General features: G+C 72.9%; 13 protein-coding genes. 4 read left to right on the top strand and 9 right to left on the bottom strand.

Translation table 11 applies throughout. From position 1 onward, the window contains the following. Positions 1–69 precede the first annotated feature (69 nt). Entirely contained in the window at positions 70–1902 is a 1833-nt protein-coding gene (locus ACWCQ1_RS30645) for a phospholipase C (RefSeq protein WP_358602874.1), read from the top strand. 187 nt (positions 1903–2089) lie between these two features. Then, positions 2090–2377 (top strand): metal-sensitive transcriptional regulator, encoded by a 288-nt coding sequence (locus tag ACWCQ1_RS30640; RefSeq protein WP_133049167.1) that lies wholly within the window; start codon positions 2090–2092, stop codon positions 2375–2377. 18 nt (positions 2378–2395) lie between these two features. Here the strand turns inward: ACWCQ1_RS30640 and ACWCQ1_RS30635 are convergent, their stop codons facing one another. From ACWCQ1_RS30635 to ACWCQ1_RS30620, 4 genes are all read right to left on the bottom strand, one after another. Then, positions 2396–3142 carry a sulfite exporter TauE/SafE family protein gene (locus ACWCQ1_RS30635; protein ID WP_358602871.1) on the bottom strand — a complete coding sequence of 249 codons (747 nt, stop codon included), beginning with the start codon at positions 3140–3142 and terminating at the stop codon, positions 2396–2398. After that, entirely contained in the window at positions 3139–3510 is a 372-nt protein-coding gene (locus ACWCQ1_RS30630; protein ID WP_451027853.1) for a rhodanese-like domain-containing protein, read from the bottom strand. Before ACWCQ1_RS30630 ends, ACWCQ1_RS30635 begins: the two co-directional genes overlap by 4 nt. Positions 3511–3556: 46 nt before the next feature. Continuing rightward, on the bottom strand, positions 3557–4915 hold the full coding sequence (locus tag ACWCQ1_RS30625) for an MBL fold metallo-hydrolase (RefSeq protein WP_451027834.1): 1359 nt from the start codon (positions 4913–4915) through the stop codon (positions 3557–3559). 114 nt (positions 4916–5029) lie between these two features. Beyond that, positions 5030–5944 (bottom strand): hypothetical protein, encoded by a 915-nt coding sequence (locus tag ACWCQ1_RS30620; RefSeq protein ID WP_451027833.1) that lies wholly within the window; start codon positions 5942–5944, stop codon positions 5030–5032. A 254-nt stretch (positions 5945–6198) separates the two neighbouring features. Between ACWCQ1_RS30620 and ACWCQ1_RS30615 the strand changes: the two genes are divergently transcribed. After that, complete coding sequence (locus ACWCQ1_RS30615; protein ID WP_358602862.1) at positions 6199–6918, top strand: SDR family oxidoreductase; 720 nt, start codon at positions 6199–6201, stop codon at positions 6916–6918. On the opposite strand, the gene ACWCQ1_RS30610 is transcribed toward ACWCQ1_RS30615, so the two are convergent. Both ACWCQ1_RS30610 and ACWCQ1_RS30605 read right to left on the bottom strand, forming a co-directional pair. Next, the gene (locus ACWCQ1_RS30610; protein ID WP_358602859.1) at positions 6908–9703 is read right to left on the bottom strand and encodes an ATP-binding protein; all 2796 of its coding nucleotides are present in this window, start codon (positions 9701–9703) and stop codon (positions 6908–6910) included. The genes ACWCQ1_RS30615 and ACWCQ1_RS30610 overlap by 11 nt on opposite strands. 145 nt (positions 9704–9848) lie before the next feature. Beyond that, positions 9849–10466, bottom strand: coding sequence for a VOC family protein (locus ACWCQ1_RS30605; RefSeq protein WP_133049168.1), 618 nt, complete (start codon positions 10464–10466; stop codon positions 9849–9851). A 246-nt stretch (positions 10467–10712) separates the two neighbouring features. Between ACWCQ1_RS30605 and ACWCQ1_RS30600 the strand changes: the two genes are divergently transcribed. Beyond that, a complete protein-coding gene (locus ACWCQ1_RS30600) occupies positions 10713–11489 on the top strand; it encodes an MIP/aquaporin family protein (protein ID WP_451027832.1) in 777 nt (258 codons plus the stop codon). A 164-nt stretch (positions 11490–11653) separates the two neighbouring features. Here the strand turns inward: ACWCQ1_RS30600 and ACWCQ1_RS30595 are convergent, their stop codons facing one another. The 3 genes from ACWCQ1_RS30595 to ACWCQ1_RS30585 all read right to left on the bottom strand — a co-directional run bounded on the left by ACWCQ1_RS30595 (position 11654) and on the right by ACWCQ1_RS30585 (position 14579). Then, complete coding sequence (locus ACWCQ1_RS30595; RefSeq protein WP_358602856.1) at positions 11654–12376, bottom strand: hypothetical protein; 723 nt, start codon at positions 12374–12376, stop codon at positions 11654–11656. A gap of 55 nt (positions 12377–12431) precedes the next feature. Beyond that, on the bottom strand, positions 12432–13457 hold the full coding sequence (locus ACWCQ1_RS30590; RefSeq protein WP_358602853.1) for an alcohol dehydrogenase: 1026 nt from the start codon (positions 13455–13457) through the stop codon (positions 12432–12434). 117 nt (positions 13458–13574) lie between these two features. Continuing rightward, complete coding sequence (locus tag ACWCQ1_RS30585) at positions 13575–14579, bottom strand: LacI family DNA-binding transcriptional regulator (RefSeq protein ID WP_451027831.1); 1005 nt, start codon at positions 14577–14579, stop codon at positions 13575–13577. Between the last annotated feature and the right edge of the window lie 109 nt (positions 14580–14688).

Below are 14688 nucleotides of genomic sequence, written 5' to 3'. Positions count from 1 at the left end.
GCCCCGCACACGGCGGAGCATCCGTGCCGGTAAGACGCACCGACCTTCATGTCCGGAGGGTGAACCAGCATGGCCAGCACTGGAAGACGAACGGCGACGAGGAGCCTCGGGGCACTGGTGGGAGCCGCCGCGCTCACCGTCCTCGGCAGCAGCGCCCCCGCCTGGGCCGCCGTACCCGCGGGCCACCCGGGCCACCCCTCGACCGCGACGCCGATCAAGCACGTGGTCGTGCTGTTCGACGAGAACATCTCCTTCGACCACTACTTCGCCACCTACCCGAAGGCCGCCAACACCGACGGCACGAGGTTCACCGCGTCCAAGAAGACGCCGAAGAACATCGACACGCTGGCCCACGCGGGTCTGCTGACGAAGAACCCCAACCAGTACCTGCCCAAGCGGCTCACCCCGGCGCAGGCCCTGACCTGCGACCAGAACCACTCCTACGGGCCGGAGCAGTACGCGGCGGACGGCGGCAAGGCCGACCAGTACGTGCAGAACACCGAGGTCGACAAGTGCAGCGGCGGCCTGTTCGGCGAGCCGGGCCTGGTGATGGACTACTACGACGGCAACACCGTCACCGCGCTGTGGAACTACGCCCAGCAGTACTCCCTCAACGACCGCTCCTTCAGCTCGGTCTACGGCCCCTCCACGCCCGGCGCGCTCAACCTGGTCTCGGGTCAGACGCACGGGGTCGTCTCCGTCGACCCCACGACCGGCAAGCAGACCTCGACCCCCGACTCGTACGCGGTCAAGTCACCGGACGCCAAGGGTGTCGGCACGGTCATCAACGACCCCGACCCGGCCTTCGACGACTGCTCCGACAAGGACCGCACCAGCACCAGCGCGCTGGCCGCGATGCAGGGCAGGAACATCGGTGACCTGCTCAACGCCAAGAAGGTGACGTGGGGCTGGTTCCAGGGCGGCTTCCGGCCGTCCACGGCCTGGGACGGCAAGTCGGGTGACCACGCCAAGTGCGACACCGCGCACACCAACATCGGCGGCGCCTCCTCGGTCGACTACAGCCCGCACCACTCGCCGTTCCAGTACTACAAGTCGACGTCCAACCCGCACCACCTGCCGCCCAGGAGCGTCGACGAGATCGGGCACAACGGCCAGGCCAACCACAACTACGACCTGACCGACTTCACCGCCGCGGTCAAGGCGGGCAAGCTCCCGGCGGTCAGCTTCGTCAAGGCCGGCGAGTACCAGGACGGCCACGCGGGCTACTCCGACCCGATCGACGAGCAGCACTTCCTCGTCAGCCAGATCAACGCGATCCAGAGCTCGCCGCAGTGGAGGTCGACGGCCGTCGTCATCGCGTACGACGACTCCGACGGCTGGTACGACCACGCCTATGTCGCCCCGCGCAACGGCTCCACGGACACCTCGCTCGGTTCCAACAACAAGGCCACGGACAGCCCCGCCTGCCAGGCCGGTCCGAAGGCGTCCGGCGGCTACGCGGACCGCTGCGGCCCCGGTACCCGTCAGCCGCTGCTGGTCATCTCGCCCTACAGCAAGGTCAACAAGGTCGACCACACGCTGACCGACCAGTCCTCGATCATCCGTTTCGTCGAGGACAACTGGCACACCGGCCGCATCGGCGACCACTCCTTCGACGCCACGGCGGGTTCGCTGTCCGGCATGTTCGACTTCCGGCACCCCAACGACAAGCAGGTGCTGCTGAACGCGAACGGCTCGGTGAAGTCGGTCGGTCCGATCCGGCACATCGCCCCGGTCTCCACCCACATCACCCCGGGCCCGGCGATGCAGAACACCGCCGCGAGCACCGACGCCTCGCAGTTCCCCACCCTGGCGGTGGGCCTGGGCGTGGGCGCGCTGCTGGCCGCGGGCGCCACGGGCACGTACCTGACGATGCGCCGCAGGCAGCACGGCGCCGCGTGATGCCAACCGCGTCACCAGTGGGGCCCGGTCCTTCCGGAAGGACCGGGCCCCACTGCGTGCGACGCGCTCAGCGCGTGCGCAACGCCGTGGCGGCTGTGGGGCAGCTCGGCGAGCAGGGGGGTGATGGTCGACGCCGTCCCGAACCGGGACGTACAGTACCCCTAGGGGTATTGGTCGAGGAGTGATGGTGGAACTGGAACTCGAGGGCGCGGACCTGAAGTCCGTGCTGAACCGGCTGCGGCGCGCACAGGGTCAGATCTCCGGGGTGATCCGGATGATCGAGGAGGGACGCGACTGCGAGGACGTCGTCACGCAGCTCGCCGCCGCCTCGCGCGCCCTGGACCGGGCCGGTTTCGCGATCATCGCCACCGGTCTGCAGCAGTGCCTGACCGATGTCGAGTCCGGCCGCAGGAACGGTGAGGACACCGAGCAGATGCGGGCCCGGCTGGAGAAGCTGTTCCTGTCACTGGCGTGAGACGGGCGGCCGTGGCGGTCACAGCAGGGCGTCGAGCAGCATGAAGGCCGCCACGAGCAGCAGGACGACGGCGAAGATCCGCTGGAGCGCGGTGCCGGACACCTTGGCCGCCAGCCGCTTGCCGTCCCAGGCGCCCAGGATCGCGGCCGCGACGAACGGACCCACGACGGCCCAGTCCAGGCTCTGCGCCGTACCGCCCCGCATCGCCAGTGCCGCCAGCGAGTTGACGGTGATGACGACCAGGCTGGTGCCCACCGCCGCCCGCATCCGCAGGCCGACCACGCCCACCAGCGCGGGCACGGCGAGGAAGCCGCCGCCGACACCGAGCACACCGGTGACCGCGCCCAGACCGGCCCCGGCCGCCGCCGCGCGGCCCGGACGCACCGCGACGGCGCCCTGTACGGCGGGCCGCGAGCCCAGCATCCGTACCGCCGCCGCTCCCGCCACCACCGCGAAGGCCGCCGTCAGCACCGCCTGGGGCACGCTCCCGGCGAGCGCGCCGCCCAGCATCGCCGGGCCGGTTCCGGCGGCGGCGAACAGCAGTCCCGTACGCCAGCGCACGTGGCCGTCGCGGGCGTGCGCGGACAGAGCGGTGGCCGAGGTGAGGGTGACGATGACCAGGCTCGCGGTGGTGGCCGCGACCGGGGTGAAGCCGAGCAGGTAGATCAGGGCGGGCACGGCCAGGACGCTGCCGCCGCCCCCGAGCGCGCCGAGCGCCAGCCCTGTGGCGCCGCCGGCGACCAGGGCGAGGACGACCGCGGTCACGCGACGGTGCCGTTACGGCCTCGGGCGTCCACCACCGGCAGTCCGGCGGCCGCCCAGTCCCGCATTCCGCCGATGACGTCCACGGCGTCCGCTCCCCGCGCGGCGAGCAGTTCGGCGGCCTGCCGGGACCGGTTGCCGGAGCGGCAGATCACGACCAGCGGCCGCGCCTGCGCCCGGGCGGGCAGCCCGGCTCCGGCGGCCAGCGTGGAAAGGGACAGACGCACGGCACCGGGCGCGTGCCCGGCATGCCATTCGTGGGGTTCACGGACGTCCAGCAGCACGGCGTCACCGCCGTCGCCGGTCCGGGCGGCGGCCTCCTGGACGCTCACCCGGCCCGGACCGCCCCGGCCCCGCCGGAAGAGACTCATCATGCTGTTCACTTCGTTCCCTGCTCCCTGCTCCCTGCTCGGTGGCTCAGCCGTTGCGGACGACGAGCCCGGCCTGCTCGGCCGCGTCGAAGCCGTCGTCCACGGCGACGACGTCACGGCCCGCGGCGTCCAGCAGGGAGGCGGCGACGGCGGCGCGCATCCCGCCCGCGCAGTGCACCCAGACCCGGCCGGCCGGGACCTCGTCGAGGCGGCGGTGCAGGGTGTGGACGGGAAGGTGGACCGAGCCCTCGACATGTCCGCCCGCGCGCTCGGAGTCACGGCGGACGTCGAGGACGACGACACCGTCGCGGGGACGCGCGGCAAGGTCGGCGAACGTGGCGCGCCGGAAGGAGGCGGGCCGTTCGCCGGGGCGGAGCCAGTCGGCCGGAGCGCCGGTCGCCGCGGCGGCCGGACGGTCGATGCCGACCCGGGCCAGCTCGCGCTGCGCGGCGGCCAGTTGCCCGGCCGACTCGGCGAGCAGGGTGACCGGCTTTCCCCAGGGGATCAGCCAGGCCAGGTAGGTGGCGAGCTGCCCCTGGGCCTCGAAGTTGAACGAGCCCGCGACATGCCCCTCGGCGAAGGCGGCCCGGTGGCGCAGATCGACCACCCACTCCCCCGCGTCCAGCCGGCCGGCGATGGCTTCGGGGTCGGCCTGGGCGGGCGGGGTCAGGTCGACGGGCGCGGGGCCGGCGGCATTGGCCGGTCCCATGTGCGTGTAGTAGGCGGGGATGTCGTCCAGGCCGGCCAGCAGGCCGGCGACGAAGGCGTCCACGTCCCGGGTGAGGGCGTCGTTGGACGCCTTCTCCTTGCCGATGGTCGTGTCGCCGCCGGCCGTCTGGGCGGACGAGCAGAAACTGCCGAACCCGTGGGTGGGCAACACGGCCGTGTCGTCGGGCAGTTCGGCGGCCAGGAGCCGCGCGGAGGCGTGCTGGGCCCGGGCGAGGCGTTCGGTCAGCCGCGGCTCGACCAGGTCCGGGCGGCCGACGGTGCCGATCAGCAGCGAGCCGCCGGTGAAGACCGCGACGGCCGTGCCGTCGTTCTCCAGGACATAGGAGATGTGGTGCGGGGTGTGGCCGGGGGTGGCCAGCGCGCGCAGGGCGAGCCCGGCGTCGACGGCCACGCTGTCGCCGTCGTGCACGGGGGTGCGCTCGAAGGAGACGTGGGCCGCGGCGGGGACCAGGTAGGCGGCGCCGGTGACGCGGGCCAGTTCCAGGCCGCCGCTGACGTAGTCGTTGTGCACGTGCGTCTCCACGACGTGGGATATCCGCACGCCGCGCCGCGCGGCGACGGTGATCACCCGGTCGATGTCGCGCGGCGGGTCGACCACCACGGCGGTCCGCTCACCGCCGGCCACGTAGCCGCGGTTGCCGAGGCCCGGCACCTCGATGACGTCGACGAAGAACACGGCCTGCTCCCTTCCGTTCGATCACTCGAGAATTCGAGAATTACCCCCGGGGGTATAGAACGACGGTAGCACGGATACCCGTGGGGGTATTTTTCTCGGGAGCCCGGTGTCCGGTCAGGCGGTGCGGTGCAGGCGTTCGACCCGCGCCGCGGCCGTTTTCGCGCGTCGGCCGGCGACCCGTACGCGGCGCTCGGCGGCCCGAGCCCGTTCGCGGGCCTCAGAGACGGCGGTCCCGGCCTGTCGCTGCTCCTCCTCGAGCCGGCGCAGTTCCTCGCTCAGTTCGCCGACGCGCCGCCGCAGGGCATCCGCCCGCTCCTCGGCCTCCCGGATCCGCCGGTGGGCCTCGGCCGCCTCGTCCTGTCCGGCTCTGAGCTCCGCCTCGGCCTGCTCGGCCTCCCGTCGGGCCTTCTCCAGACGACGGCGACGCTCGTCGGCGGCTTTGTCCAGACGGCGGCGGTGCTCGTCGGCGGCCTTGTCCGCGCGCCGGGGTGCGGAAGGAGACGGCGCCGGCCGACGGGCGGGCGGGGTGCGGCGGGCGGTGGCGTCGGCGGAGGCGGCGGGGAAGCCGACGGTCGGGCCGAAGGGCTTGACCAGGCGTCCGGTGGCCCATTCCCGTCCGGCGTCGGGGTCGGCGAGGACGGTCTGCAGCATCGCCTCGATCTCGCGCTGGACGTCGTCGCCGACCGGGTGTCCGGCCTGGCCGGCCAGCCGGCGTGCCTGCCGGGACAGGGCGTTGATCAGGACGTGCTGCCGACGGCTGAGATCGCGCAGCTGCGCCCCGTCCAGGTCGTGGTGGGCCTGGCGCAGCGCCTCACCGAGCCGCAGCAGCGGTTCGACGTCCTCGGGCTGCCGCCGTACCAGGAGGTTGCTGGCCCAGGCCGCCAGGCTCGGGCGGCGCAGCCTGCCGATCCGCTCGGCGAGGGCCCGGTCGCCGCTTGCGCGGGCCTCGTCCGCGCGGGCCTGCCGGGCGGCGGTGAAGTCCTCCGGCCGCAGCGCGTACAGCTCGTCGGCGACAGTGTCCAGGTCCACCAGCGTCCGTCCTCTCCGGTCACCTCCCGGGTTTCACACCTGCCGCCGCTCATGCGGTGCCGCCGAGGCATCCGTCAGCCGTCACTGGCCCGGACACGGCCAGGGAGGACCACGGGTGCGAACGGCCGTCCCGTCGCCCGAACCTGGAGCGGACACACGCCTCCACGCCGCTGCGGGTCCTGCGGACCGACGAGGTCACCGCGCTGGACCCGCAGGCCGGCGACCCCGGCGACAGGACGGACGAGGAGCCGACAGTGAGTGATCTCTCAGGCAGCACCGTCGTCGTCATCGGCGGCACCTCCGGCATCGGTCTGGAGACGGCCCGCCAGGCGCACGCGGCCGACGCCCGGCTCGTGGTCACCGGCCGGGACCAGGGGCGGCTCGACGCCGTGGGCGAGGAGCTCAAGGCGTCGACCGCGACCCTCGATCTGGGCGACCCCGCGGCGCTGCGCGCGTTGTTCGCAGATGTGCCCGCGCCGATCGACCATGTCCTGGTCAGCGGTGGCGGGCCGATCTACGCGACGATCGCCGAGATGGACTTCGACCAGGCACGTGCCGTCCTCGACGAGCATCTGCTGGGGTCGCTGCGCGTCGCCCGCGAGTGCGCCGCACGCGTGCGGCCCGGCGGCTCGCTGACGTACGTCACCGGCACCGGCGCGCGTCGGCCCGGTGTGGGACTGAGCATCGCGGCGATCGCCACCGCGGCGACCCCCGCCGTGACCGCCGTCGCCGCCCTGGAGCTCGCCCCGGTCCGGGTCAACGCGGTCGCCGCCGGTTTCGTCGACACCCCGCTCTCGGCTCGCCTGCTCGGTGACGACATCGAACGGCGGCGGGAACAACTGCGGGCCACGCTGCCGATCCGCCGCGTGGTCGGTCCCGCCGACGTGGCCGCACTGGTCCTGCACCTGATGACCAACACGGCCCTGACCGGGGCGACGTACGACGTCGACGGCGGCCAGCAGCTCATCCCCTGAGCCGCTCCTGGCGCCCGAAGCCGGACTCGCCGCGGGCCAGGACGTCCCGGAGCTGTCGACGGGAGGTGATCGACAGCTTGGTGAAGATCTTCCGCAGATGCCACTCGACCGTGCGGGGGCTGAGGAAGAGCCGGGCGGCGACCTCCGGATTGGACAGGCCGTCGCGGACGAAGAGGGCGATCTGGTGCTCCTGGGGGGTGAGCTCCTCGCCGGACGCGGTGGACTCGACCTTGCGCTTGCGGACGGTTTCGCCGGTGGCGAGCAGTTCCCGCCGCGCTCGCTCGCTGAAGGCCTCCATCCCGATCGACACGAACATCTCGTGTGCGGTCCGCAGGTGGTCCCGCGCCTCCGTGCGCCGGCGCTCCCGGCGCAGCCACTCGCCGTACAGCAGATGGGCGCGGGCGTGTTCGGGCCGCAGCCTGGTCCGGCCGAGCCGCTCGAGCGCCTCGCGGTACAGATCGTCGGCCGCGGCCGTCTCGTCGAGGAGCGCCCGGCAGCGGGCCAGGACGCCCTGGGCCCAGTCGGTGTCGCAGGGTCCGGCCGCTTCCGTCAGGGCGTCGAGCGCGTCCCGGGCGACCGCGTCGTCCCCGGCGCGCACCGCCGCCTCGACGAGTTCGGGCAGCGCCCACACGGAGACCCACGGCTCGGCGATCCCGGTACTGGCCCGGGCCGCCGTCATCGCCTCCTCGTAGCGGCCGAGACCGTTGCACAGGACCGCGGCCGTCCAGTGCGCGACCGTGACGTCCATCAGCCGGCCGTCCGCGCCGGCCTCCTCGATCGTCGCGGCGATGAGCGCCTCCGCCTGCTCCCCGCGGCCCCGCAGCGCGTTGAGCCGGAGCTTGACGTGCGGTGCGAGGGGAACACCGGTGGCCTCGGCCAGGAGGTCCGCCTCGGCGACGACGGCCGCCGAGGTGGCGAAGTCCCCGGCCCAGGCGGTCGCCATCCCGAGGGAGGCGAGGCTGAAGGGCAGCTCGGCCAGGGCGCCCGCGGTGCGGGCCACCTCGACGGCCCGGCTGTGGAGCGTGTGCATGGCCCGGTCGTCCCAGACGGCCGAACCGACACCGTTGGCCACCCAGCCCCACGTCAGGACGTCGCGCGCGGGAAGCTCGGCCAGCGCGGCCAGGGCCCGCCGCAGCACGGGTACGGCGGCGGCCCGGCCGTCGGTGACGAGCAGCGCGTAGCCCTCGATCACCAGGTCCAGGGCGCGAGGCGTTCCCGTGGGTGCCGGCAGGGCCCTCATCGCCTCGGAGATCGCCAGGAGGCCGTCGGCGTCCGCGGCGATCAGGGCCGAGGTGCCCCAGGCGACCAGGTACGTCTCGCGCGCGAGGTCGCTGTCGAAGGGCTGGAGCCGCCGGGCGGCCGCGAGCAGCAGCGGCGGTGCCCGGCCGTCGAGGCCCGCCACGCAGGCGATCCGGCTGTGGGCGAGCTGGGCGCGCGCGTGCTGGAACTCGGTGCGGGCGTCCCGGCCCGCGATGTCGGCGAGTCGGCGGGCGGCCTCGGGATCGCCGGCCCGGAGGGTGGCGTCCGCGGCCGCGAGAGCGCGGTCGGCGCGCCGCGAGGTGTCGACGGTCAGGGCCACGGAGCGCTGCAGGAACGCGGCCGCGGCGGCCAGGCCGCCGCGGGACTGTGCCCGGCCGGCGGACCGTTCGAGCTCGACGGCCACGGACTCGTCGGGTCCGGCCGCGGCCGACGCCAGGTGCCAGGCGCGGCGGTCGGGGTCGAGGCGGGCGTCGGTGACCTCCGCCAGGGCCAGGTGCGCCGACCGGCGCTCCTCCTTCGTCGCCGACCGGTACACGGCGGACCGCACGAGCGGGTGCCGGAAGGTGACGCGCGCGTCGAAGGACAGCAGGCCGTCCGTGCCGCCCGCGAGCGCCGTTCGCGGCCTGGCACCGAGCCGGTCGGCGGCCCGCCACACCAGGGCGGGGTCGCCGACCGGTTCGGCGGCGGCGACCAGGAGGAGCTGCCGGGTCCGTTCGGGGAGGGCCTCGATCCGGCCCACGAAGCTCTGCTCGATCCGGCCGGGCAGTGCGTCGGTGTGCAACAGGCCGAAGCCGCCCGCCATCTGACTGATCGTCAGGCCGCGGGGCAGTTCGAGCAGGGCCAGCGGGTTGCCCCGGGTCTCCGCGACGATCCGGTCGCGCACCTGCGCGTCGAGCGCGGAGTAGGTGACGGAGTCCAGCAGGGCCCGGGCATCGGCGTCGTGCAGTCCCGTGACCTCCAACTCCGGTAGTCCCAGCAGGTCCTGGGCGCGCTCGCGGGCGCCGAAGACGAGCGCCACGGACTCCGCGAGCAGCCGGCGGGCGACGAAGCCCAGCACCTGCGCCGAGACCCGGTCCATCCAGTGCGCGTCGTCGACCACGCAGAGCAGTGGTTGCCCCTCGGAGGCGTCCGAGAGCAGTCCGAGGACCGCGAGGCCGACCAGGAAGCGTTCCGGCGGGGTTGCGGTGCGCAACCCGAACACCGTCTCCAGCGCGGCGCGTTGGGGTTCGGGCAGGTTCGGCAGCCGGTCCAGCAGCGGCACGCACAACTGGTGCAGGGTGGCGAACGCGAGCTCCCGCTCGGACTCGATGCCGATGGCGTGCAGCACCCGCAGTCCGGTGCCCGCGTTCGTCGCGTAGTCCAGCAGGGCCGACTTTCCGACGCCGGGTGCCCCGTGGACCACGAGCGCGCGGCTCTCTCCGGTACGGACCGCAGCGATCATCCGGTCGAGTACGGCGCACTCGAGCCGTCGCCCCAGCAGGGCCGTTTTCGCCCCGTGCTCTGGTTCGTGCCCCGGATGTACCACCGTTGGCCGCCTTTGCCGCGGTTGTCCCGCAGGTCATTCAGCACGCTACAACGGCGTCGGCGCGACCCGCATCCGCACCGGGCAAAGCTTTCCTCACAACCGTCCCGGAGCATCGGGCCGTGTTCGGGACCGGTGTACTCGGCGGTCAGGTGGGCGGTTCCGTGCCGGCCTGTTCGGCGACCATGTACCGGGCGTACCAGTCCGGCCAGTCGGGGTCCTCCGCGCCGATGCGCGCCTCGTGCTCGCCATGCGCCGCCGCGGCCCGGCGCAGGGCGCCGGCCAGGTCGTCGGCCGAGGCGAAGTCCGTGCTCGCGGGGTCCAGCCGGCCCGGGAGCCGGGTGGTGATCTCCTGCAGGAGGTAGCCGTTTCCGTCCGGGTCGCTGAACGACAGGAACGAGCCGTAGCTGCTGCGCCGCGGGTCCGGCCCGGGCACCCGGGCGGCCGTCCCTGCGTGATGGAAGACCCCGCCGGCGTCGTGGAAGACCTCGCTGGGCTCGGCGCCGCGCCGCTTCAGCTCGTCGTGGGCGGCGTCGATGTCGTCCACGATCAGGTGCAGCCCCCGCGCCGAACCGGGCGCCTGGTCCGTGACGGACGTACCGAAGATGACCGACGCAGCGGAGCCGGGCGGTGTGACCTGGACGACCCGGAAGTCCTCGCCGGTGGCCACGTCCGCGTCGAGCCGCCAGCCGAGCGCCGTGTAGAACTCCTTGGCCCTCTCGACGTCGGACACCGGCACCACCACGACCTCGAGTTTCATGTCCATGACTGCCACCTTCCGCGCGGGGGACGACATGCGGACGGGTACGAGACTCACGCGGCCGGCCGCCCCTTCGCGCCAGGGAGTCCCACTGGTGATGGAAGCGGGAGAATGTTGTTCCAGTTGACGCTGAGCCTCTGGACGTCCAGCATCAAAACGTTACCCTCGCGGTCAAAAACGCCCATCCTTTGACAGGTGGAAGGCGGTGGCCCCATGGCAGACGGGACCTCGAGAAAGGTACTCCTCGGCGAAATGGCCGCTGAGTTCCTCGGCACCATGGTTCTGATCCTCTTCGGTGTCGGTGTGGTCGCCCAGGTGGTGGCCGGCGGCATCGGAGATCACGACAGCATCGCGTGGGCGTGGGGCTTCGGCGTCACCTTCGGTGTGTACATCGCGGCCCGCCTCAGCGGCGCCCATCTCAATCCGGCGGTGACCGTGGCCCTGGCCTGCTTCAAGGGCTTCCACTGGGCCAAGGTGCCGTTCTACATCGTGGCGCAGACGCTGGGGGCGTTCATCGCCGCGCTGCTGGTGCGCTGGAACTACACGGAGGTTCTGGCCAAGTTCGACCCCGGTCACACGATCAAGAGCCAGGGCGTGTTCTCCACCCTGCCCGGCAACGGCTTCCTCCCGGTGAGCGAGCTCGGAGCGCTGCGCGACCAGATCATCGGCACCGCGATCCTGCTGCTGCTGATCTTCGCCGTGACCGACCTGCTCAACACGCCACCCGGCGCCAACCTGGCCCCCGTGGTCATCGGTTTCCTCGTCGTGGCGATCGGCATGGCCTGGGGGACCGACGCCGGATACGCGATCAACCCGGCCCGTGACTTCGGACCCCGACTGGCCAGCTACCTCACCGGATACGGCACGGCGTGGCGAGATCAGTACGGCAATATCTACTGGTGGGTGCCGATCGTCGGGCCGTTCATCGGCGGTGTGGTCGGCGCCGCGCTGTACCGGTTCGTCATCGGTCCATTCCTGCCCACGGCGGAACAGGAACCGGGTCGCGTGCCCGCACCCGAAGGCGACTGACACGACGGCACTCCTATGACACCGGGGCGGCGGCGACCGTGAGACGGTCACCGCCGCCGCGGCCACTTCAGCCCGCGCCAAGGTCCGAAAAAGCCCGCCTGCCGCGAAGAAGGCGGGCAAGGCGGCCCTGGCCGCAGCCCTCGGCCCCTTCGTCCGCCGGGCCGTCACCCGGCTCCTCGGCCGCGTCGGCTGACGCCGGGGCTCTCGCGCTCGGGGAGACGGTCGGCGAAGTGATCGGCGACGAGTTCCGCCATCGCGGAGGCGTCGCGGGAGCCGTCCACCTCGATGACGCGTATGCCGAGGCGGTGCGCGGCGCGGACGGCGTCCTCGGCCACGAGCCGGTCCCGGGCCAGCCGGTTGGCCTGCGCCCGGACGGGATCGCTGACACGGTGGCCTAGGGAGCCCGCTCGGGGCAGGTCGCGGGCCTGCCGGAGGCGGAACTCGTCGGTGGGCACCATGACGACCATCCGACGGGGTGAGTCGAGGAGGGGAGCGACGAGCTCGGGCCGCAGCCCCCAGCCCTCCGCGATGACAGGACGGCCGGAGACGAGCGCGCGCAGATCGTCGAGGGCCCAGGCGAACCGGTCCCGGAAGCCCGCGAGGGTCACGGCGGCCATCTCCTCCGGGGTGGTGTGCACCCACACCTCGTCCGGGTCGGGCTCGTCGGCCGGCTCACCGCGGGCGATGCGACGGGCGATCCGCCGGTCGTTGTGACCGCGGGCGTCGTGGTAGTCGTAGTGGTAGGCGGTGACGCCGTGCCGGAGGGCCAGCAGCCGGGCGACCGTCGACTTGCCGGCCCACTGGCCCCCGCCGATCCACAACGCCTGCCGCAAGGTGCCGAACGGGTCCCGGACGTCGCTGTCCGCCCGAGAGTCATGACTGGTCAACGGACGTCCCCCTGGATCACCTCGAACTGCCGCCGTGGGCCCCGCTCCACCGCCCTCAGCGCATGGTGAGGACCATCCGGAAGCGAGCCGCCCCGGAGAGCATCCGCTGGTACGCCTCGCCGGCCTGGTCCAGCGGCACGGTCTCGGTCATCGGGCGGATCCCGTGCAGGGCGCTGAACTCCATCGTGTCCTGGACGTCCTGCGCCGTACCGGACGGATGACCGCGCAGGATCCGGCCGCTCATCAGCAGCTGGCCCGGGTTGACGCCGAGCGGTTCGGGGGCGCCGCCGATGACGACGAGTTCACCGCGCGGCGCTAGCCCGTCGACGGCGGAGGTGATGGCGGCGGAGTTGCTGGCGGTCGCGAGCACCACGTTCGCCCCGCCGAGGGACTGCAGGGCGTCCGCGACGGAGGTGTCCGCCGTGCTGTCGACATAGTGGTGGGCGCCCAGCTGCTTGGCGAAGTCGGCCTTGTCGGCGCCCCTGGCGATGGCCACGGTCTCGAAGCCCATCGCGACCGCGTACCGCACCCCCAGGTGCCCGAGCCCCCCGATCCCCAGCACGGCGACCAGAGCGCCGGCCTTGGCGGAACTGCGCCGCAGCCCGTTGAACACGGTCACGCCCGCGCAGGCCAGCGGACCCGCGTCGGCGGCGGACAGCGCCTCGGGGATGCGGGCCAGCGCGTCGACCGGCGCGATCACCATCTCCCCGAACCCGCCGTCGTACGCCCAACCCGGCACCTTGAGGTTCTGGCAGACGATGAAGTCGCCCTGCCGGCAGGGCTTGCAGTGGCCGCAGCTGCCGCCGAACCAGCCCACGGTCACCCGGTCGCCGGCCTGCCAGCCGTACTCGGCCGCGCCCTCGCCGAGCTCGTCGACCCGGCCGGCGATCTCGTGCCCGGGAACCACCGGGAAGCTCACGCCCGGCACCCCGGCGTTCACGAACAGGACGTCGCTGTGGCAGATCCCGCAGGCGTCCACGGCGATCCGTACATGGCCCGGACCCGGCCGCGGAACGTCACGCTCGGTGATCTCGAAGGCTCCGCCGCGGGTGGCCACTTGTGCAACTCGATAGGTGCTCATGCCTCTCTCCGCACATCGGGTACGACCTTGTCCGCGAACCAGCACACCAGCTACGGCGGAATCACGCGCGCCGAACGCCGGTGGTATGTGACATGGCACTGGGCCCGGTACCCCGCCTCACCCCTCCCCCACCACTCCAGTGGACCCCCGCACCTCCAGAAACGGCGCCGCCAGCTCCACCTCGCCCGGTCGCCCCGGGTTCTCGATCCGGTCCAGAAGGCGTTGCGCGGCCCGGCGGCCCACGTCATGACTGGCGTTGTCGACGGTGGTCAGCCACAGGTGCCGCAGCCGCGACAGGTAGGTGTTGTCGTAACCGACGAGGGAGAGGTCGCGCGGCACCTTCAGGCCGCTCTCCTCGGCGGCCGACAGCGCGCCGACGCACGACATGTCGTTGACCGCGAAGACGGCGGTGGGCCGCCGGGGCCGGCTCAGCAGCCGTACCGTGGCCCGGTAGCCGCCCTCCTCGGTCAGGTCGCCCTGTTCCACGACGGCCGTGTCCGCCAGCCCGTGCTCGCGCATCGTGGCCTCGAAGCTGCGCCGGCGCAGCTCGCCGACCGCGCCGTGGCCGGCGATGTGCGCGATGTGCCGGTGGCCGAGGGCGATGAGGTGCTCGGTGGCCAGTCGGGCGCCGTGCTCGTCGTCGTTGGCGACGATGTCCACCCCGGGCAGCACGGGCTCGCGGGTGCCGACGACGACCGTGGGGATCTGTCCGGCGGCGGTGCGCAGCGCCTGCGGGTCCTGCAGGGTGCCGACCGCGACCAGGCCGTCGACGCGCAGTTCGGTGAAGGTGCGGGTGAGGTCCTCGCCCAGGCGCCGGTTGAGGTGACCGTCGGCCAGCAGGGTGTGCAGTCCGCTGTCGTACAGGCGGGAGTTCAGGCCGTCGAGGAGTTCCACGAACCAGGGGTTGCGCAGGTCGTTGAGGAGGACGCCGACGGTGCGGGTGCGGCGTTCGCTGAGGCTGCGGGCGGCGGCGTTGGGCCGGTAGCCGAGTTCCTCGATCGCGGTCATGACGGCCGCGCGTTTCTCGGGGCGTACGCCCTCGGCGCCGCGCAGCACCAGCGACACCAGGGACTTGGACACGCCGGCCCGCGCGGCGACGTCACGGATGGTCGGGGTCCTCATGGGTTGGACCGTTCCATACACTCCCCGTGCTGTAAAGACCCTTCCTGATCCTTCCTAACCCTCCCTGACCATCTATGAGCCCCTCTTGACACCTGCCGGAGGGACGACT

Source organism: Streptomyces sp. NPDC002144, from assembly GCF_053593695.1.
This window is presented reverse-complemented; position numbering and strand designations above follow the sequence as displayed.

Excerpts from the sequence above, each read along its gene's own strand:
- ACWCQ1_RS30605 (WP_133049168.1), bottom strand. The coding sequence starts at position 10,466 with ATGGACATGAAACTCGAGGTCGTGGTGGTGCCGGTGTCCGACGTCGAG.
- ACWCQ1_RS30630 (WP_451027853.1), bottom strand. The coding sequence starts at position 3,510 with ATGAGTCTCTTCCGGCGGGGCCGGGGCGGTCCGGGCCGGGTGAGCGTC.
- ACWCQ1_RS30585 (WP_451027831.1), bottom strand. The coding sequence starts at position 14,579 with ATGAGGACCCCGACCATCCGTGACGTCGCCGCGCGGGCCGGCGTGTCC.
- ACWCQ1_RS30590 (WP_358602853.1), bottom strand. The coding sequence starts at position 13,457 with ATGAGCACCTATCGAGTTGCACAAGTGGCCACCCGCGGCGGAGCCTTC.
- ACWCQ1_RS30600 (WP_451027832.1), top strand. The coding sequence starts at position 10,713 with ATGGCCGCTGAGTTCCTCGGCACCATGGTTCTGATCCTCTTCGGTGTC.
- ACWCQ1_RS30645 (WP_358602874.1), top strand. The coding sequence starts at position 70 with ATGGCCAGCACTGGAAGACGAACGGCGACGAGGAGCCTCGGGGCACTG.